17 protein-coding genes are annotated in these 17,936 nt (G+C 59.3%); 11 read left to right on the top strand and 6 right to left on the bottom strand.

What is annotated here, in order from left to right; all coding sequences use genetic code 11:
- Positions 1 to 66: 66 nt before the first annotated feature.
- Positions 67 to 423 carry a hypothetical protein gene (locus tag KFS80_RS06135; RefSeq protein WP_159815065.1) on the bottom strand — a complete coding sequence of 119 codons (357 nt, stop codon included), beginning with the start codon at positions 421 to 423 and terminating at the stop codon, positions 67 to 69.
- A 224-nt stretch (positions 424 to 647) separates the two neighbouring features.
- Here KFS80_RS06135 and KFS80_RS06130 point away from each other — a divergent pair, with 224 nt between their 5' ends.
- Together KFS80_RS06130 and KFS80_RS06125 are read left to right on the top strand one after the other, a co-directional pair.
- A complete protein-coding gene (locus KFS80_RS06130; RefSeq protein WP_212544249.1) occupies positions 648 to 1,946 on the top strand; it encodes an alpha/beta fold hydrolase in 1,299 nt (432 codons plus the stop codon).
- Positions 1,939 to 2,727 carry an MlaA family lipoprotein gene (locus KFS80_RS06125; protein WP_053118473.1) on the top strand — a complete coding sequence of 263 codons (789 nt, stop codon included), beginning with the start codon at positions 1,939 to 1,941 and terminating at the stop codon, positions 2,725 to 2,727. The genes KFS80_RS06130 and KFS80_RS06125 overlap by 8 nt, the downstream gene beginning before the upstream one ends.
- A gap of 175 nt (positions 2,728 to 2,902) precedes the next feature.
- On the opposite strand, the gene KFS80_RS06120 is transcribed toward KFS80_RS06125, so the two are convergent.
- Positions 2,903 to 3,817 (bottom strand): DUF808 domain-containing protein, encoded by a 915-nt coding sequence (locus KFS80_RS06120; protein WP_212544248.1) that lies wholly within the window; start codon positions 3,815 to 3,817, stop codon positions 2,903 to 2,905.
- Positions 3,818 to 3,952: 135 nt separating this feature from the next.
- Here KFS80_RS06120 and KFS80_RS06115 point away from each other — a divergent pair, with 135 nt between their 5' ends.
- On the top strand, positions 3,953 to 4,561 hold the full coding sequence (locus KFS80_RS06115; RefSeq protein ID WP_053118469.1) for a TetR/AcrR family transcriptional regulator: 609 nt from the start codon (positions 3,953 to 3,955) through the stop codon (positions 4,559 to 4,561).
- A 246-nt stretch (positions 4,562 to 4,807) separates the two neighbouring features.
- Here the strand turns inward: KFS80_RS06115 and KFS80_RS06110 are convergent, their stop codons facing one another.
- The 3 genes from KFS80_RS06110 to KFS80_RS06100 all read right to left on the bottom strand — a co-directional run bounded on the left by KFS80_RS06110 (position 4,808) and on the right by KFS80_RS06100 (position 7,109).
- Positions 4,808 to 5,266, bottom strand: a complete 459-nt coding sequence (locus tag KFS80_RS06110; RefSeq protein WP_159815067.1) for an REP-associated tyrosine transposase — start codon at positions 5,264 to 5,266, stop codon at positions 4,808 to 4,810.
- Positions 5,267 to 5,497: 231 nt separating this feature from the next.
- Positions 5,498 to 6,568, bottom strand: coding sequence for an alpha/beta hydrolase (locus KFS80_RS06105; protein ID WP_212544247.1), 1,071 nt, complete (start codon positions 6,566 to 6,568; stop codon positions 5,498 to 5,500).
- A gap of 100 nt (positions 6,569 to 6,668) precedes the next feature.
- Complete coding sequence (locus tag KFS80_RS06100) at positions 6,669 to 7,109, bottom strand: GlcG/HbpS family heme-binding protein (protein ID WP_053118462.1); 441 nt, start codon at positions 7,107 to 7,109, stop codon at positions 6,669 to 6,671.
- Positions 7,110 to 7,377: 268 nt separating this feature from the next.
- Here KFS80_RS06100 and gcl point away from each other — a divergent pair, with 268 nt between their 5' ends.
- The 8 genes from gcl (at position 7,378) to KFS80_RS06060 (ending at position 17,029) form a co-directional block, all read left to right on the top strand.
- Positions 7,378 to 9,153 carry a glyoxylate carboligase gene (gcl, locus tag KFS80_RS06095; RefSeq protein ID WP_105709417.1) on the top strand — a complete coding sequence of 592 codons (1,776 nt, stop codon included), beginning with the start codon at positions 7,378 to 7,380 and terminating at the stop codon, positions 9,151 to 9,153.
- A gap of 138 nt (positions 9,154 to 9,291) precedes the next feature.
- Positions 9,292 to 10,074, top strand: a complete 783-nt coding sequence (hyi, locus tag KFS80_RS06090) for a hydroxypyruvate isomerase (protein WP_159812681.1) — start codon at positions 9,292 to 9,294, stop codon at positions 10,072 to 10,074.
- 131 nt (positions 10,075 to 10,205) lie between these two features.
- A complete protein-coding gene (locus KFS80_RS06085) occupies positions 10,206 to 11,099 on the top strand; it encodes a 2-hydroxy-3-oxopropionate reductase (protein WP_007919937.1) in 894 nt (297 codons plus the stop codon).
- A 162-nt stretch (positions 11,100 to 11,261) separates the two neighbouring features.
- Positions 11,262 to 12,536 carry a glycerate kinase type-2 family protein gene (locus KFS80_RS06080; RefSeq protein ID WP_212544246.1) on the top strand — a complete coding sequence of 425 codons (1,275 nt, stop codon included), beginning with the start codon at positions 11,262 to 11,264 and terminating at the stop codon, positions 12,534 to 12,536.
- Complete coding sequence (gene pyk / locus KFS80_RS06075; protein WP_212544245.1) at positions 12,533 to 13,948, top strand: pyruvate kinase; 1,416 nt, start codon at positions 12,533 to 12,535, stop codon at positions 13,946 to 13,948. The genes KFS80_RS06080 and pyk overlap by 4 nt, the downstream gene beginning before the upstream one ends.
- A 136-nt stretch (positions 13,949 to 14,084) precedes the next feature.
- A complete protein-coding gene (locus KFS80_RS06070; RefSeq protein ID WP_212544244.1) occupies positions 14,085 to 14,999 on the top strand; it encodes an urea transporter in 915 nt (304 codons plus the stop codon).
- A 21-nt stretch (positions 15,000 to 15,020) separates the two neighbouring features.
- The gene (locus tag KFS80_RS06065; protein WP_159812675.1) at positions 15,021 to 15,845 is read left to right on the top strand and encodes an ion transporter; all 825 of its coding nucleotides are present in this window, start codon (positions 15,021 to 15,023) and stop codon (positions 15,843 to 15,845) included.
- Between the two features lie 185 nt (positions 15,846 to 16,030).
- Complete coding sequence (locus KFS80_RS06060) at positions 16,031 to 17,029, top strand: sulfate ABC transporter substrate-binding protein (RefSeq protein ID WP_212544243.1); 999 nt, start codon at positions 16,031 to 16,033, stop codon at positions 17,027 to 17,029.
- 119 nt (positions 17,030 to 17,148) lie between these two features.
- On the opposite strand, the gene KFS80_RS06055 is transcribed toward KFS80_RS06060, so the two are convergent.
- Positions 17,149 to 17,769 (bottom strand): DUF5666 domain-containing protein, encoded by a 621-nt coding sequence (locus tag KFS80_RS06055; RefSeq protein ID WP_212544242.1) that lies wholly within the window; start codon positions 17,767 to 17,769, stop codon positions 17,149 to 17,151.
- Positions 17,770 to 17,936 lie beyond the last annotated feature (167 nt).

The following is a 17,936-nucleotide window of genomic DNA, read 5'->3' as shown; positions in this document are numbered from 1 at the left end:
GCCTTCGGCAGCTCCTACAGGGTGTACGTCACCCCAATGTAGGAGCTGCCGCAGGCTGCGATCTTTTTACGCTCTGACCAGGCGCAACCCGGCAATCACCGCCGCAAACACCGCCAACGTCGTGTTGTACAACGCCAGCGCCGGCAATCCGGCCACCAGCGCCAACACCGCCAGCCACCACCCTGCCCGCCCGGGCACGACAAAACCGATCAGCGCCGCACCCAGTGCCGTCCAGCCCAGCACCTTGAAATGAATCATCAGGCCAAGGTTCGAGCGCACCTGGCATTCCCAACGGCTGGCCTCATCCACACAGATGCCCACCCATTTGCCGTCTTCCATAAAGCCATAACGCGCGCCATAGCTGGCGGCCAGCCATAGCGGCAACAAAACAAGCAGCAAAATCCAGGGCAAGCGGCGGGACATGAAGCACTCCAATCTTCGGAAATCGGCGGCCAGCTTAATCTGCCTTCAATACTTCGCAAGCGATAACAACTGTTAACTGTTCATCAAGGGCGTGCAAAGTGTATCGTCCAGCTACTATTACTCCGAATTCTGCCTGTTTGGTGCCGTTGCATGGCACTTTGGCGCAAACCCGGTGGTCATAGCCTGCGAACTTTATTCGGCACCTTCCTCTAAGGGATCTAGTCATGCTCCGTTCCTTGCGCTTCGCCGCGCTGTTCAGCGGCCTTATTTTGAGTGCGTCCGCACTGGCGGTGGATATTGATGCCGCCAGCTATGGCTACCCCCTCACCAACCCGTTTGAGGCGACTATCGCCACCACCCCGCCGGATTTGCGTCCGGAGCTGCCGCTGGATGACGACATCGACCAGTCCGATCGCAGCCTGACGTTGCGCCCGGAGCGCGAATTCATTCTGCCGGACAACTTCTGGGCGGTGAAAAAGCTCACCTACCGCATCGCCACCCAGGACAAACCGGCCCCGCTGATCTTCCTGATCGCCGGCACCGGCGCGCGCTATGACAGCACGCTCAACGAATACCTGAAAAAGCTCTACTACAAGGCCGGCTACCACGTCGTGCAGTTGTCGTCGCCGACCAGTTTCGACTTCATCAGCGCCGCCTCGCGTTTTGCCACCCCCGGCATTACCAAGGACGATGCTGAAGACATGTACCGGGTCATGCAGGCCGTGCGGGCGCAGAATCCGAAATTGCCGGTGACCGAGTATTACCTCACCGGTTACAGCCTCGGTGCGCTGGACGCAGCCTTCGTCGCGCACCTGGACGAAACCCGCCGCAGCTTCAACTTCAAGAAAGTCCTGCTGCTCAACCCGCCGGTCAACCTCTACACCTCGATCAGCAACCTCGACAAGCTGGTACAGACCGAAGTGAAAGGCATCAACAACAGCACCACGTTCTATGAACTGGTGCTGAACAAGTTGACCCGCTACTTCCAGCAGAAAGGTTACATCGACCTCAACGATGCGCTGCTCTATGACTTCCAGCAGTCCAAGCAACATCTGACCAACGAACAGATGGCGATGTTGATCGGCACCTCGTTCCGCTTCTCGGCAGCCGACATCGCGTTCACCTCGGACTTGATCAATCGTCGTGGCCTGATCACCCCGCCGAAAACCGAAATCACCGAAGGCACCAGCCTCACGCCGTACCTCAAGCGTGCGCTGCAGTGCGACTTCGAATGCTATCTGACCGATCAAGTGATTCCGATGTGGCGCGCGCGTACTGACGGCGGCAGCCTGCTGCAACTGGTCGATCAGGCCAGCCTGTATGCGCTGAAGGATTACCTGCATGACAGCCCGAAAATCGCCGTGATGCACAACGCCGACGACGTGATCCTCGGCCCGGGCGACCTCGGTTTCCTGCGCAAGACCTTCGGCGACCGCCTGACCGTTTATCCATTGGGCGGCCATTGCGGCAACATTAACTACCGCGTCAACAGCGACGCCATGCTGGAGTTCTTCCGTGGCTAAATATCTCCTGCTGGCGACAGCGTTACTCTGTGCAGGCGTGGCTCAGGCCGACAACAGCAAAGCCAATGCACCGGTGGTGGTCGACAGTGACGGCTTCAAGGAGCCGCTGTCGAAACTGAAATTCAACCCGGGCCTGGATCAGCGCGAATTCGAGCGTTCGACGCTTAACGCGCTGAACGTCTACGACCCGCTGGAATCGTGGAACCGCCGCGTTTACCACTTCAACTACCGCTTCGACGAATGGGTGTTCCTGCCGGTGGTCGACGGTTATCGCTACGTGACGCCGAGCTTCGTGCGCACCGGCGTGAGCAACTTCTTCAACAACCTGGGTGACGTGCCGAACCTGATCAACAGCTTGCTGCAGTTCAAGGGCCAGCGTTCGATGGAAACCACCGCGCGCCTGCTGTTCAACACCACCATCGGCATCGGCGGTCTGTGGGATCCGGCGACCGCCATGGGCCTGCCGCGCCAGAGCGAAGACTTTGGTCAGACCCTCGGTTTCTACGGCGTACCGGGCGGCGCCTACTTCGTGCTGCCAATCCTCGGTCCGTCGAACATCCGCGACACCGCCGGCCTCGCCGTGGACTACACCGCCGAATCGGCGATCAACTTCCTCAACGTTTCGGAAGTCAGCTCCGACCACCCGGAAGTCTGGGCCCTGCGCGCGGTCGACAAGCGCTACCAGACCAGCTTCCGTTACGGCCAGATGAACTCGCCGTTCGAGTACGAGAAAGTGCGTTACGTATACACCGAAGCACGCAAGCTGCAGATCGCCGAATAGTTTTCGGCGGGTACAAAAAAGGCCATTCAATGAAAATTGAATGGCCTTTTTGCTGACACAACAAAGATCAAACTGTGGGAGCGGGCTTGCTCGCGAATGCGGTGTGTCAGCCAACATATTCTTTGACTGATACACCGCATTCGCGAGCAAGCCCGCTCCCACAGGGGCTATGTGGTTAGCCTTTAATGGCGCGCCAGATCTTGCCGACGACGGAAACCACCGCCAGCACCACTGCCCCGGCAATAATCCCCGCCACGCCATTCAGCAACATCGGCACCGCAAACCCGGCCCCACCCGCCGCCGCGCCCACACCTTCAATCCAGTGGTGCACCACCGGCACGCCGTGAGTAAGGATGCCGCCGCCAACCAAAAACATCGCCGCCGTACCGACCACCGACAAGGTTTTCATCATGTACGGCGCCGCGCTCAGAATGCCGCTGCCGATTTTCTTGGCTGCCTTCCCGGGCTTCTGCGTCAGCCACAAACCGAGGTCGTCGAGTTTGACGATGCCCGCCACCAACCCGTAAACGCCAACAGTCATGACGATGGCGATGCCCGACATCACGACCACCTGCTGAGTCAGCGACGCATCCGCCACGGTGCCGAGGGTGATCGCGATGATTTCTGCCGAGAGGATGAAGTCCGTGCGGATCGCACCTTTGATCTTGTCCTTCTCGTAGGCCACCAGATCAGTTGCCGGATCAGCCACTGCTTCCTTCAGTTGCGCATGCTCGGTGTCGTCTTCAGCCTTGCTGTGCAGAAATTTGTGCGCAAGTTTCTCGAAACCCTCGAAGCACAGGTACGCGCCGCCGACCATCAACAGCGGCGTCACCAGCCACGGCACGAACGCACTGATCGCCAGCGCCGACGGCACCAGGATCAGTTTGTTGACGAACGAACCCTTCGCCACCGCCCAGACCACGGGAATCTCCCGCTCGGCACGCACACCGGAGACTTGCTGGGCATTCAGCGCCAGATCATCGCCGAGCACGCCCGCGGTCTTCTTGGCGGCCATTTTGGTCATCAAGGCAACGTCGTCCAGAACGGTGGCGATGTCATCGATCAGCACCAGCAAACTGCTTCCTGCCATGAATCCTGTTTCCTTTTATGTATGAATGTTGCGAAGCATAACGCGACCATAGACCACGCGGTGCATTCTTGAGCGCTGCGCGAGGCCGGTGCTACCATGCGCAACCGCCAGAACAGGCAAGGAACCACCGGGTTTATGAGCACAATCCGCGAGCGCAACAAAGAACTGATCCTGCGTGCCGCCAGTGAGGAGTTTGCTGACAAGGGCTTCGCTGCGACCAAAACCAGCGACATCGCCGCCAAGGCGGGATTGCCCAAGCCCAACGTCTACTACTACTTCAAGTCCAAGGAAAACCTTTACCGCGAGGTACTGGAAAGCATCATCGTGCCGATTTTGCAGGCCTCGACCCCGTTCAATCCGGACGGCGTTCCGAGCGAAGTGCTGAGCGGCTACATCCGCTCGAAGATCCGCATCTCCCGCGATCTGCCCTTCGCCTCGAAAGTGTTCGCCAGCGAAATCATGCACGGCGCCCCGCACCTGAGCGCCGACCTGGTCGAGCAACTCAACGGCCAAGCCAAGCACAACATCGACTGCATCCAGAGCTGGATCGACCGCGGCCAGATCGCCCCGATCGACCCTAATCACCTGATGTTCAGCATCTGGGCCGCGACCCAGACTTACGCCGACTTCGACTGGCAGATTTCTGCGGTGACGGGGAAGGAGAAGCTGGATGAAGCGGATTACGAAGCGGCGGCGCAGACGATAATCCGGTTGGTGTTGAAGGGGTGTGAGCCGGATCAGTAAGACCGCGGTGATGCTATCGCTGGCAAGCCAGCTCCCACAGGATATGTGTTGTTTGCAAAACTTAAATCCAACACAGGACTGACTTGCCAGCTCCCACAGGGATTTGTGTTGTTTGCAAACTTTGCATCCAACACAGGACTGGCTTGCCAACTCTCACAATCACTCATGCAGAAATGCAAAATCTTTGTCCAGCACAAAAACCTGTGGGAGCTGGCTTGCCAGCGATGAAGGCAACTCGGTTTCAACTCAAACCCAAATGGCATCCCACAACGGATAATCACCCAGCTTTTCCACCAAGCCTGCCCGCAATGGGTTGGCCACTACATACCGCGCCATCTTCACCAAATCCTCCTCCCGCCGCAGTGCACGATCATGAAAGCCTTGCTGCCAAAGCGGCCCGCTTCGACCGCTGCACTCGTTCACGTCCCGAGCAATCAAAGATTTGGTTTCCCTCATCAGCCTTCTGAGCGAACAGTTTTCGAGCTCAATCAACCAATGAAAATGATCCGGCATGACTACCCATGCCAACGACTTTGCCAGTCCAACATTTTGCGCGCGACGAAATTGATGAACGACCAATCTGCCCAGAGAGAAATCGGCGAAGATGGGTTTTCGATCAAGTGTGTTCGTGGTCAGTAGATAGATGCGGTTGGGCTCGGCATAGCGACCGGCTCGCAGACGATGTGAAGCAGGAAGATCAGGCAATCCATTGCCCCTTCATGATGGGTTCATCAGAAGGCTAGACCTCCGTGGTCTATACGGCGGGCTGGTCTTTTTTCTTGATGTGTCAGTCAGGCCGCCATCGCTGGCAAGCCAGCTCCCACAGGTTTTTGTATTGGTTACAAAATCTGAACAAGACAAAAAACCTTGTGGGAGCTGGCTTGCCAGCGATGACAATCGATCAGACGCTAGCGATCAAACCGATACACCCGCATCTCAAACCTCCTCCCCCATCAACCAGCGCAACGCCTGCGGCAGCGAGGTGCTCCAGTCGTCCGGGAAGGTGTGCCCGGCCTCGTGGGTGCGAGATTTGACCTCGTTGCCGTCGCTGAACAATTGGCGGAAATCGGCGCTCATCTGTAGATTGCCCGGCCCTTCTTTTTTGCCATTGATGACAAACACACGCTTGCCGCGCGCCTTGCTTTCGGTGGGCGTCGGTTGATTGCCGCCGGGTGACAGCAGCAGTGCGCCGGCGTAATCGTCCGGGTGTTGCGCCAACAGCGCGCCGGCGTGTTGCGAACCTTGCGAGAAGCCCATCAAAAACACGCGTTTGCGGTCGATGCATTGCTGGGCTTCGAGGGCGTTGAGGCCTTTCTGCACGGTTTCATGGGTGCCTTCGAAACCGGGGCCGATCCAGCGAAAGCTGTCGACCGCGTTGATCATTTGCGTGCCGTTGATCCCCAGAATGATTGCGCCGGTGTCGGCCAGCGGCTGGTAGTCTGCATCCAGCTCGCCATTGACGCCGTAACCGTGCAGCCACACCACCACCGGGCGGCAGGCTTTGGGCGCAGGGATCTTCGCCGACGGATTGAGCACGGAAATCGCGCCAACCTTGCCCTCGGCGATTTTCTTGTAACGCTGCTGCGCGCTGGCCAGTACGGATTTGTAGGTGGCGGTGTCGCGGAGCTCGGAGAAGTCTTCGTCCCCTGCCAGCAGCGGGCCGAACCACAGGCCACGGTCATCGGCCGCCTGCAGATAGCGCAGCGCCAGTCGATCATCGCCACGGCGGGCAAACAGCGCCGCCACCTGATAAGGCGCCAGCAGTTGCTTGGGATCTTCACGGGAGGCTGCCAGGTAAACCGCAATTGCCTGCAACGTGTCGGTTTCTTCGAGCTTCTCGGCCCGCTCCATCAACCCCGGCACATCGTCGGCGTTGAGCAGTGCAGAAACCACCGGGCTCAGCGCGTTAAAGGCGATTTCGTCGGCGTCGGGGGCTTCCGTCGCATGCACGACGGGCGTGCAGAGGGTGATGGCGGCGGCCATCATCATGGCAAATAGCGTCTTCACGCAGATCTTCCTTGATACATAAACGAGAGGGGCGGCAGTCTATAGACCCCGCCCCGCTTCGTCATCAACACGCCATCAGACGTGCTGATTTATTTTCCGGTCAGGCCGCCACCCCCGCATCCGCCCGCAACTCCAGCGCCTCCACCGCTTTAATCGCCACTTGCTCATCAATATCCGACAGATCGCCGCTGATCCCGATCGCTCCCAGCACATTCCCCGCCTGATCACGAATCAACACACCGCCCGGTGCCGGCACGACGCTGCCCTGGCCCATGCTGTTGAGCGCGGCAATAAAGGCCGGGCGTTGTTGGGCGTCGAGGGCGAGCAGGCGCGAGCCTTTGCCGAGGGCGATGGCGCCCCAGGCTTTGCCGATGGCGATTTGTGGGCGCAGAAGGCTGGCGCCGTCTTCGCGTTGCAGGGTCACCAGGTGGCCGCCGGTGTCGAGCACTGCGATGGTCAGGGGTGCGGCATTGATGCCGCGCCCTGCGTTGATGGCCTCGTTGACCAGTTTGACTGCGACTTTCAAGGTTAAAGCGCTCATGGTGCCGTCCTCATTTTGTTATAGGGAAAGTCGTGGGCCTGCGGTTTTGTGCCGCAGTCCGATGCAACAAATAGAACACAATGAATTATTTTTTTGTATACAATAATTCTCGAAAAGCGCCACATGCGACGAAAAGCCACAGTCATAAAGGCTTCCGACGAATGAAACAGGCGCTTGAGAAAATGGATTGACCTGCGCCGTCCGCCGTGAATACACTCTGCGCAAAGCCACTTGTATACAATTACAAAACGTAAAGAGGCACAAAACCATGAGCAAAATGAGAGCAATCGAAGCCGCCGTTCTGGTGATGCGCCGTGAAGGGGTTGATACCGCTTTTGGCATCCCGGGCGCTGCCATCAACCCGCTGTACTCCGCCTTGCAGAAAGTCGGTGGCATCGATCACGTCCTTGCTCGCCACGTCGAAGGCGCCTCGCACATGGCCGAGGGCTACACCCGCACTAAAGCCGGCAACATCGGCGTGTGCATCGGCACTTCCGGCCCAGCCGGTACGGACATGGTCACCGGGCTCTACAGCGCCTCGGCCGACTCGATTCCAATCCTCTGCATTACCGGCCAGGCACCCCGCGCCCGTATGCACAAGGAAGACTTCCAGGCTGTCGACATCACCAGCATCGTCAAGCCAGTCACCAAGTGGGCGACCACTGTTCTGGAACCAGGCCAAGTGCCTTACGCGTTCCAGAAAGCGTTTTTTGAAATGCGCTCCGGCCGTCCAGGCCCAGTGCTGATCGACCTGCCGTTCGACGTGCAGATGGCCGAAATCGAATTCGACATCGACGCTTACCAGCCGCTGCCATTGGCCAAACCGACCGCTACCCGCATTCAGGTCGAGAAGGCTTTGGCGCTGCTCGATCAGGCTGAGCGTCCACTGTTGGTAGCAGGCGGCGGCATCATCAACGCCGACGCCAGCGATCTGCTGGTTGAATTCGCTGAGCTGACCGGCATCCCGGTAATCCCGACCCTGATGGGCTGGGGCACCATCCCGGACGATCACCCGTTGATGGTCGGCATGGTCGGTCTGCAGACTTCGCACCGTTACGGCAACGCGACCATGCTGAAATCCGACGTGGTGTTGGGGATCGGTAACCGTTGGGCTAACCGCCACACCGGTTCGGTTGACGTTTACACCGAAGGCCGCAAGTTCATTCACGTCGACATCGAAGGCACGCAGATCGGTCGTGTGTTCACGCCGGATCTGGGCATCGTTTCCGACGCTGCTGCAGCACTGACCGTGTTCATCGAAGTGGCGCGTGAATGGCAAGCCGCCGGCAAGCTGAAAAACCGCAGTGCCTGGCTGCAAGACTGCCAGCAGCGCAAAGCCAGCCTGCATCGCAAGACCCACTTCGACAACGTGCCGGTAAAACCACAACGCGTTTACGAAGAAATGAACCAGGTGTTCGGCAAGGACACCTGCTACGTCAGCACCATTGGTCTGTCGCAGATTGCCGGCGCGCAGTTCCTGCACGTCTACAAGCCGCGTCACTGGATCAACTGTGGCCAGGCAGGCCCGTTGGGCTGGACCATTCCGGCAGCGCTGGGCGTGGTGAAGGCCGATCCGAGCCGTAAAGTCGTGGCCCTGTCGGGGGACTATGACTTCCAGTTCATGATCGAAGAACTGGCGGTCGGCGCTCAGTTCAAACTGCCGTACATCCACGTCGTGGTGAACAACTCGTACCTGGGTCTGATCCGTCAGGCACAGCGCGGGTTCGAAATGGACTACTGCGTGCAGCTGTCCTTCGATAACCTGAACGCGCCGGAACTCAACGGTTACGGTGTTGACCACGTCGCAGTGGCTGAAGGCCTTGGCTGTAAAGCGCTGCGTGTGTTCGAGCCATCGGAAATCGCCCCTGCCCTGCGCAAGGCCGAACAGATGATCGAAGAGTTCAAGGTGCCGGTCATCGTCGAGATCATTCTGGAGCGTGTGACCAACATCTCCATGGGTACCGAGATCAACGCCGTCAACGAATTCGAAGACCTGGCGCTGGTCGGCAACGATGCGCCAACGGCGATTTCGCTGCTTGATTAACTGCTGACCGCTGATCGTTCCCACGCTCTGCGTGGGAACGCAGCCCGGGACGCTCTGCGTCCCATAGCGGACGCAGAGCGTCCATTGAGGCATTCCCACGCAGAGCGTGGGAACGAGAATCTAGAACGGGAGACCACCATGCCGCGTTTCGCAGCCAACCTGTCCATGCTGTTCACCGAACAGGATTTCCTTGCCCGTTTCGACGCCGCCGCCAAGGCTGGTTTCAGCGGTGTCGAGTACCTGTTCCCGTACGATTTCAGCTCTGCCGAAATCAAGGCCAAGCTCGACGCCAACGGTCTGACCCAAGTGCTGTTCAACCTGCCGGCCGGTGACTGGGCCAAGGGCGAGCGCGGTATCGCGTGCCTGCCGGATCGGGTTGAAGAGTTCCGCGCCGGTGTCGATCTGGCGATCGCTTACGCACAAGTGCTGGGCAACACCCAGATTAACTGCCTGGCCGGTATTCGTCCGCAAGGCGTTGATGACGTCACCGTGGAAAAAACCTTCGTTGCCAACCTGAAATACGCGGCTGACAAGCTGCAAGCGGCGGGCATCAAACTGGTGATGGAAGCAATCAACACCCGCGACATCCCGGGTTTCTACCTGAACAACACGGCGCAAGCCCTGTCGATTCGCGAACAGGTCGGCAGCGCCAATCTGTATCTGCAATACGACATCTATCACATGCAAATCATGGAAGGCGATCTGGCCCGCACCCTGCAATCGCACCTGGGCGAGATCAACCATGTGCAGCTCGCGGACAACCCGGGCCGCAACGAGCCAGGCACCGGTGAGATCAACTATCGGTTTCTGTTCGAACACCTCGACCGCATCGGTTATCAGGGTTGGGTGGGTTGCGAATACAAGCCGCTGACCACCACTGAAGCAGGCCTGGGCTGGCTGAAAACCCACAACGCAATCTGACAAACACATGACCCTGTAGGAGCTGCCGAAGGCTGCGATCTTTTGATCTTGTTATTTTGAAGATCAAGATCAAAAGATCGCAGCCTTCGGCAGCTCCTACAGGGGAAAGACAAAAACAAGAGGATTTTCTCATGGCTAAAATCGGATTTATCGGCACCGGCATCATGGGCCACCCAATGGCTTCGAACCTGCAGAAAGCCGGTCACAGCCTGTTCCTGTCGGCGCACCACGACGCCGCCCCTGCCGACCTGGTTGCCGCTGGCGCCGTCGCCCTGGCCAACCCGCGCGAAGTCGCGCAGGAAGCTGAATTCATCATCGTCATGGTGCCGGATACCCCGCAGGTAGACGACGTACTGTTCCGCGCTGACGGCGTTGCCGCTGGCCTGAGCAAAGGCAAAATCGTGATCGACATGAGCTCGATCTCGCCGACCGCCACCAAGGCCTTCGCGGCGAAGATCAACGAGAAAGGCGCGCAATACCTCGACGCACCGGTATCCGGTGGTGAAGTCGGCGCCAAAGCTGCGACCCTGAGCATCATGATCGGTGGCGACGCCGATGCCTTCGAACGCGCGCTGCCACTGTTCCAGGCCATGGGCAAAAACATCACCCTGGTCGGTGGCAATGGCGACGGTCAAACCGCCAAAGTCGCGAACCAGATCATCGTTGCCCTGAACATTCAGGCCGTCGCTGAAGCCCTGCTGTTCGCTTCGAAAAACGGTGCTGATCCAGCCAAGGTGCGTGAAGCACTGATGGGCGGTTTCGCGTCCTCGAAGATTCTTGAAGTGCACGGCGAGCGCATGATCAAAGGCACTTTCGATCCAGGCTTCCGCATCAGCCTGCACCAGAAAGACTTGAACCTGGCCCTGCAAGGCGCCAAAGAGCTGAACATCAACCTGCCAAACACCGCCAACGCCCAGCAAGTGTTCAGCACCTGCGCAGCGATCGGTGGCAGCAACTGGGATCACTCGGCGCTGATCAAAGGTCTCGAGCACATGGCCAACTTCTCGATTCGCGACAACAAATAAGCCCTGCCCCGTCGCTCGTTCCCACGCTCTGCGTGGGAATGCAGCCCGGGACGCTCCGCGTCCCTGCCGAAGCGGACGCAGAGCGTCCATTGAGGCATTCCCACGCAGAGCGTGGGAACGATCATCAGCATTAACCAAGAACAATAAGATTGGGAGCCCGCCATGTCGGTCGATCCGCAACAACTGCTGCGCGAGCTGTTTGCCACAGCCATCGACGCGGCCCATCCGAACCAAGTCCTTGAAGCCCATCTGCCTGCCGATCGTACCGGTCGGGTGATCGTCATCGGTGCCGGAAAAGCCGCCGCGGCCATGGCGCAAGTGGTCGAAAATTGCTGGGAAGGTGACGTGTCTGGCCTGGTGGTGACCCGTTACGGTCACGGCGCCCCGTGCGAAAAAATCGAAGTGGTCGAAGCCGCGCATCCGGTGCCGGACGCTGCCGGTCTGGCCGTGGCCAAACGCGTACTCGAACTGGTCAGCAACCTGACCGAGGACGACCGCGTAATCTTCCTGCTCTCCGGCGGTGGTTCTGCCCTGCTCGCATTGCCGGCCGAAGGCATCACCCTCGCCGACAAGCAGTCGATCAACAAAGCCCTGCTCAAATCCGGCGCGACCATCGGCGAGATGAACTGCGTGCGCAAGCACCTCTCGGCGATCAAGGGCGGCCGTCTCGGCAAGGCCTGCTGGCCTGCCACTGTTTATACCTACGCGATTTCCGATGTGCCGGGCGACCTCGCCACGGTCATCGCTTCCGGCCCGACCGTGGCCGATCCAAGCACCTCAGCCGAAGCGCTGGCGATCATCAAACGCTACGGCATCGAGATTCCGGTTTCGGTGCGCAACTGGTTGCAAAGCCCTGAGTCGGAAACCGTCAAACCCGGTGATCCGAGTCTTGCGCGCAGCCACTTCCAATTGATCGCCCGTCCTCAACAATCGCTGGACGCGGCGGCAGTGAAATGCCGTCAGGCCGGGTTCAGCACGCTGATCCTCGGCGACCTCGAAGGTGAGTCGCGCGAAGTGGCGAAAGTCCACGCCGGCATCGCCCGCCAGATCATCAACCATGGCCAGCCATTGGCAGCGCCGTGCGTGATTCTCTCCGGCGGCGAGACCACCGTGACCGTGCGCGGCAATGGCCGTGGCGGACGCAACGCCGAATTCCTTCTGAGCCTGACCGAAAATCTCAAAGGCCAGCCCGGCGTCTATGCCCTGGCCGGTGACACCGACGGCATCGACGGCTCGGAAGACAACGCCGGCGCGATCATGACCCCGGACAGCTACGCCCGCGCCGCCGCCCTCGGTTTGAGCGCCAGCGACGAGCTGGATAACAACAATGGCTACGGCTATTTCGAGGCGCTCAATGCGCTGATCGTCACCGAGCCGACCCGCACCAACATCAACGACTTCCGCGCCATTCTGATCCTTGAGAGCTGTAAATCATGACGCCTGATAAAAAGGTAAAAATCCTCGCCACCCTCGGGCCTGCTGTCGACGGCATCGAAGAGATCCGTGAACTGGTTGAGGCCGGGGTCAATATCTTCCGCCTGAACTTCAGCCATGGCGATCACGCCGACCACGCCAAACGCTATCAGTGGATCCGCGAAGTCGAGCGCCAGCTCAACTACCCGCTGGGCATTCTGATGGACTTGCAGGGGCCGAAACTGCGCGTCGGCAAGTTCGCTGACGGCAAAGTGCAACTGCATCGCGGTCAGGCCTTCCGTCTCGATCTGGACGCGACACCGGGCGATGAGCGCCGAGTGAATCTGCCGCATCCGGAAATCATCGAAGCGCTGGAAGCGGGCATGGATCTGCTGCTCGACGACGGCAAGCTGCGTCTGCGCGTAGTCAGCAAATACGCTGATGCGATCGATACCACCGTGCTCAATGGCGGCGAACTGTCGGATCGCAAAGGCGTCAACGTGCCGCAAGCGGTACTCGACCTCAGCCCGCTGACCGCCAAGGATCGCCGCGACCTGAGCTTCGGTCTGGAACTGGGTGTGGACTGGGTCGCGCTGTCGTTTGTGCAGCGTCCGCAAGACATCGTCGAAGCCCGCGCGTTGATCGGCGACAAAGCCTTTTTGATGGCGAAAATCGAGAAGCCTTCCGCCGTTGAACAACTGCGCGAAATCGCGGAATTGAGCGACGCGATCATGGTGGCCCGTGGCGACCTTGGCGTTGAAGTGCCCGCCGAAAGCGTGCCGCAGATTCAGAAAAACATCATCACCACCTGCCGTGAACTCGGCAAACCGGTGGTGGTGGCGACGCAGATGCTGGAGTCGATGCGCTTCTCCCCTGCCCCGACCCGCGCCGAGGTGACTGACGTCGCCAACGCCGTGGCCGAAGGTGCCGATGCGGTGATGCTGTCGGCGGAAACTGCGTCCGGCGAGTACCCGCTGGAAGCCGTGCAGATGATGAGCAAGATCATCCGCCAGGTGGAGAACGGCCCGGATTATCAGACTCAGCTCGACGTCAGCCGGCCGAAGGCTGAAGCGACCGTGTCCGATGCGATCAGTTGCGCGATCCGTCGCATCAGCAACGTGCTGCCGGTGGCGGTGCTGGTCAACTACAGCGAGTCGGGCACCTCAAGTTTGCGTGCCGCGCGGGAACGGCCGAAAGCGCCGATCCTCAACCTCACGCCGAACCTGCAAACCGCGCGTCGTTTGAGCGTGGCGTGGGGGATTCACTCGGTGGTCAACGATCGCCTGCGTCAGGTCGACGAAGTCTGCTCGACCGCACTGGAAATCGCCCAGGCCCAAGGCATGGCCGAGCGTGGCGACACGCTGCTGATTACTGCCGGTGTGCCGTTTGGTCAGCCTGGATCGACTAACTCGCTGCGGATCGAAACGTTGATTTAACCGCCCACCATGATCGTTCCCACGCTCCGCGTGGGAATGCGGCCCGGGACGCTCTGCGTCCCAAGAGCAGACGCAGAGCGTCCTTTGAGGCATTCCCACGCAGAGCGTGGGAACGATCAGTACCGAATGAACTGCCATGCCTGCCAATCATTTCAACACCCACTGCCCCGACTGGGCCGAGGCTTTGCTCAACGGTTTCAGTCAAATATTCCTCCAGCGCCATCCGCTGTGCGGCCTGCTGTGCCTGTTGGCGATCCTGCTGACCGCACCGGTGCTGTTCGCCGGGGCGCTGCTCGGTGCCGTCGCCGGATTGCTCACCGCGCAACGCCGCAATTACGCCAAGGCTGATCGCCAGGCTGGACTGTTCAGCTACAACGGCATCTTGCTCGGTCTGCTGCTGAGCCTGTATTTCCCGTGGTCGCCGATGCTTCCACCGCTGATTCTCGCTGCTGGTGGCTTAAGCGCGATGGTCACGCAGCAGTGGCTGAAACATGTCTACAGCAGCCGATCGATTCCGGCCTACACCTCGCCATTCGTGGCCATGAGTTGGGTTCTGCTGCTGTTCGCCGAACCGTCGGCGCCGATGGCACACGTCGAAATGAGCACGCTGAACCTGCTCGCCGCCGAACTGCGTGGCCTCGGCCAGGTGATGTTTCTCGGTCATCCACTGGCCGGCGCATTGATCGCCATCGGTTTGCTGGTCGCTGATCGCCGCGCGTTTTGCTGGGCGCTGCTGGCGTCGGCCATCGGCCTCGGTTCCAGTTTGCTGCACCACGAAACCAGCGTCGCGCTGCTCGGCATCGGCAGCTACAACGCCGTGCTCGCCGCCCTCGCCTTTTCGTCGCAACGCCAACAACCGTGGTTGCCGCTGCTTGCCATCGTCCTCGCGCTGCTGGTCACGCCGTTGTTTGCAGCGGTTGGCCTCGCCACTTTGACCGCGCCATTTATCCTCGCCGGCTGGCTGATCCGCGCCGGGATTCAGATGCTCGGCAAAGCGTCGGTCGAGCGTGCGCCTTGCGCTCACGGGGAGAATCAACCTAGGCTGCGCTGATCTTTGATTCAGGCGTTTTCCATGGACAGCAGCAACAATTGGCGCGAACGGCTCTACGTCATGATTTTCCAGAGCGACACCCTCGCCGGGCGTCGCTTCGACGGCATTTTGCTGTTGATCATCCTCGCCAGTCTGGTGATCGTGATGCTCGACAGCATCGACAGCATTCACCAGAACTACGCGAACGTGCTGGCCTACATCGAGTGGGGCTTCACGATCATCTTTCTCGGCGAGTACATCCTGCGTCTGTATTGCTCACCGAAGCCGCTGCGCTACGCCTTCAGTTTTTACGGGTTGGTGGATTTGCTGGCGATCGTGCCCGGCATCCTTGCGCTGTATTACAGCGATGCGCAGTACCTGCTGATCATCCGGATCATCCGCATGCTGCGGATTTTCCGCGTGCTCAAGCTCAGCCCGTACCTCAAACAAGCCAACTATTTGATGTCAGCCCTGCGTGGCAGCAAGCAGAAAATTGTCGTGTTTCTGGTCAGCGTCTGCACGCTGGTGACGGTGTTCGGCACGCTGATGTACGTGATCGAAGGCCCGGAGCATGGTTTCACCAGCATTCCCAAAGGCATCTATTGGGCGATCGTCACGCTGACCACCGTCGGCTTCGGCGACATCGTGCCGAAGACGCCGTTGGGTCAGGTGATTTCGTCGCTGGTGATGATCACCGGTTACTCGATCATCGCCGTGCCCACCGGTATTTTCACCGCCGAACTGGCCAACGCTATGCGCGGTGAACAGCTGCAACACGACTGCCCGGTGTGCAAGAAAAACAGCCACGAACACGGCGCGGCGTTCTGCTCGCGGTGCGGCAATCAGCTATTCAAGAAAGTGGAATAAGCAAAGAGCTTTTTAATCTTTAAGCGACTATGCACAGCCCGTTATAGTCGTGGCAATTAAACATCACCCCCCCAATGTAGGAGCTGCCGAAGGCTGCGATCTTTTGATCTTGGTTTTATGAGATCAAGATCAAAAGATCGCAGCCTTCGGCAGCTCCTACATAAATAGATAACAAGGAATGCGCAGTGAAAAAACTCTTTGGCGCCTCACTTCTCGCCGCCGGCCTGGCCTTGGCCAACATCGCTCAGGCAGCCCCGACGCTGCTCAACGTTTCCTACGACGTGATGCGTGATTTCTACAAGGACTACAACACTGCGTTCCAGAAACACTGGCAAGCCGAGCACAACGAAAACATCACCGTGCAGATGTCCTTCGGCGGTTCGAGCAAGCAAGCGCGCTCGATGATCGATGGCCTGCCGGCTGACGTCATCACCATGAACATGGCCACCGACATCAACGCCCTCGCCGACAACGGCAAACTGGTGCCGGAGAACTGGGTCACCCGTCTGCCGAACAACAGCGCGCCGTTCACCTCGGCCACCGTGTTCATCGTGCGTAAAGGCAACCCGAAAGCCCTGAAAGACTGGCCGGATCTGCTCAAGGATGGCGTGCAAGTGATCGTGCCAAACCCGAAAACCTCGGGTAACGGCCGCTACACCTACCTGTCGGCCTGGGGTTATGTACTGAAGAACGGCGGCGACGAGAACAAGGCCAAAGCGTTCGTCGGCAAACTGTTCAAGCAAGCGCCAGTGCTGGATACCGGTGGCCGTGCCGCGACCACCACGTTCATGACCAACCAGATCGGCGACGTGCTGGTGACCTTCGAAAACGAAGCGGAAATGATTGCTCGCGAGTTTGGTCGTGATCAGTTTGAAGTGATCTACCCAAGTGTTTCGGCTGAGGCTGAGCCACCGGTGTCGGTGGTGGATAAAGTCGTCGACAAGAAGGGTTCACGGGCGGCGGCGGATGAATATCTGAAGTACCTGTGGTCGCCGGAAGGTCAGGAAATTGCGGCAGCGAACTACCTGCGTCCGCGTGATCCGGCGGTGCTGGCGAAGTACACCGATCGCTTCCCGAAAGTTGATTTCCTTTCGGTTGAGAAGACCTTCGGTGACTGGCGCACCGTGCAAAAGACTCACTTCAATGACGGCGGTGTGTTCGATCAGATCTACACCGGCCAGTAACACCTGATTACCCTTGTAGGAGCTGCCGAAGGCTGCGATCTTTTGCCTTTGATGTTTAGAAGCAAGATCAAAAGATCGCAGCCTTCGGCAGCTCCTACAGGGGGATTGTGTTTAGGCTTCTACATCGGTGGGGTCAGGCCATCCTTGCCGGCGGAGATGGATTGCGCCGTCAGCGTGCCATCCGCGCTCTGCGTCACGAACGTGACAATCTTCACCCCAACTTTCAGCAAGCTCCGATCGCCCGGCAGCAGATTCACAATCGGCACATCCTCCGGCACCAGAATCTTCTGCTGCCCACCCTTGTAGTTCACCGTCAGCACCCGCCCATTGCTCACCACCAGATCGCCGACACTGCCATTGGTCATGCTGCTGCCCTTGGCCAGATCAAACGGCCGATGACCATCGCCACTCCCCGCCAGCTCCGGTGGAAACACATGCACTTCCAGCGCCTTGAGTGTGCCGTCCTCCTGAGGCATCGCCGCCGAGCCGATGTAGCTGCCGGGTTTGATGTCTTCGATGTTGGCCAGGGTAACGGCGCGAACCTTGGTGTCGCCGGTTAACTGAATCACCACGTTCTCGCCGCTGTTGACGTGGACTTTCAAGCTGTCCGGGCTGAACCCGGTGATCTCGCCGCGCACGCCGAGGCGCATGCCCGGTGCGTCGGCGGCCTGCACGCTGGCGGCGCCGAGCAGGCTGATCAGGACAATCGTTGCGGTGTGGCGAAGCGTCTGACGAAACATTGCATTCCTCCGGTTATCTACGTGGAACAGCCGATGCAAACATAAGCACGCTATCGAAGAAGATGTAAGTGAATGTATCATCAGCCCTCAACGGTCGGACGCAAGGTTCGCCCCGAATGGCCACGGCCGTCATTACCCGACGTAATAACTGATATCAACCGAAGGCT

Origin of the sequence: Pseudomonas rustica (assembly GCF_018336155.1) — a bacterium.
Classification (GTDB): Bacteria; Pseudomonadota; Gammaproteobacteria; order Pseudomonadales; family Pseudomonadaceae; genus Aquipseudomonas; species Aquipseudomonas rustica.
The sequence above is the reverse complement of the archived record's forward strand: the minus strand, read 5'-3'. Positions and strand labels throughout refer to the sequence as shown.

What these genes read in the sequence shown, in the direction of transcription:
- KFS80_RS06080 (WP_212544246.1), top strand. Translation starts at nt 11,262, where the DNA reads ATGTCGGTCGATCCGCAACAACTGCTGCGCGAGCTGTTTGCCACAGCC.
- pyk (WP_212544245.1), top strand. Translation starts at nt 12,533, where the DNA reads ATGACGCCTGATAAAAAGGTAAAAATCCTCGCCACCCTCGGGCCTGCT.
- KFS80_RS06130 (WP_212544249.1), top strand. Translation starts at nt 648, where the DNA reads ATGCTCCGTTCCTTGCGCTTCGCCGCGCTGTTCAGCGGCCTTATTTTG.
- KFS80_RS06065 (WP_159812675.1), top strand. Translation starts at nt 15,021, where the DNA reads ATGGACAGCAGCAACAATTGGCGCGAACGGCTCTACGTCATGATTTTC.
- KFS80_RS06120 (WP_212544248.1), bottom strand. Translation starts at nt 3,817, where the DNA reads ATGGCAGGAAGCAGTTTGCTGGTGCTGATCGATGACATCGCCACCGTT.
- gcl (WP_105709417.1), top strand. Translation starts at nt 7,378, where the DNA reads ATGAGCAAAATGAGAGCAATCGAAGCCGCCGTTCTGGTGATGCGCCGT.
- hyi (WP_159812681.1), top strand. Translation starts at nt 9,292, where the DNA reads ATGCCGCGTTTCGCAGCCAACCTGTCCATGCTGTTCACCGAACAGGAT.
- KFS80_RS06055 (WP_212544242.1), bottom strand. Translation starts at nt 17,769, where the DNA reads ATGTTTCGTCAGACGCTTCGCCACACCGCAACGATTGTCCTGATCAGC.
- KFS80_RS06115 (WP_053118469.1), top strand. Translation starts at nt 3,953, where the DNA reads ATGAGCACAATCCGCGAGCGCAACAAAGAACTGATCCTGCGTGCCGCC.
- KFS80_RS06070 (WP_212544244.1), top strand. Translation starts at nt 14,085, where the DNA reads ATGCCTGCCAATCATTTCAACACCCACTGCCCCGACTGGGCCGAGGCT.
- KFS80_RS06085 (WP_007919937.1), top strand. Translation starts at nt 10,206, where the DNA reads ATGGCTAAAATCGGATTTATCGGCACCGGCATCATGGGCCACCCAATG.
- KFS80_RS06135 (WP_159815065.1), bottom strand. Translation starts at nt 423, where the DNA reads ATGTCCCGCCGCTTGCCCTGGATTTTGCTGCTTGTTTTGTTGCCGCTA.
- KFS80_RS06100 (WP_053118462.1), bottom strand. Translation starts at nt 7,109, where the DNA reads ATGAGCGCTTTAACCTTGAAAGTCGCAGTCAAACTGGTCAACGAGGCC.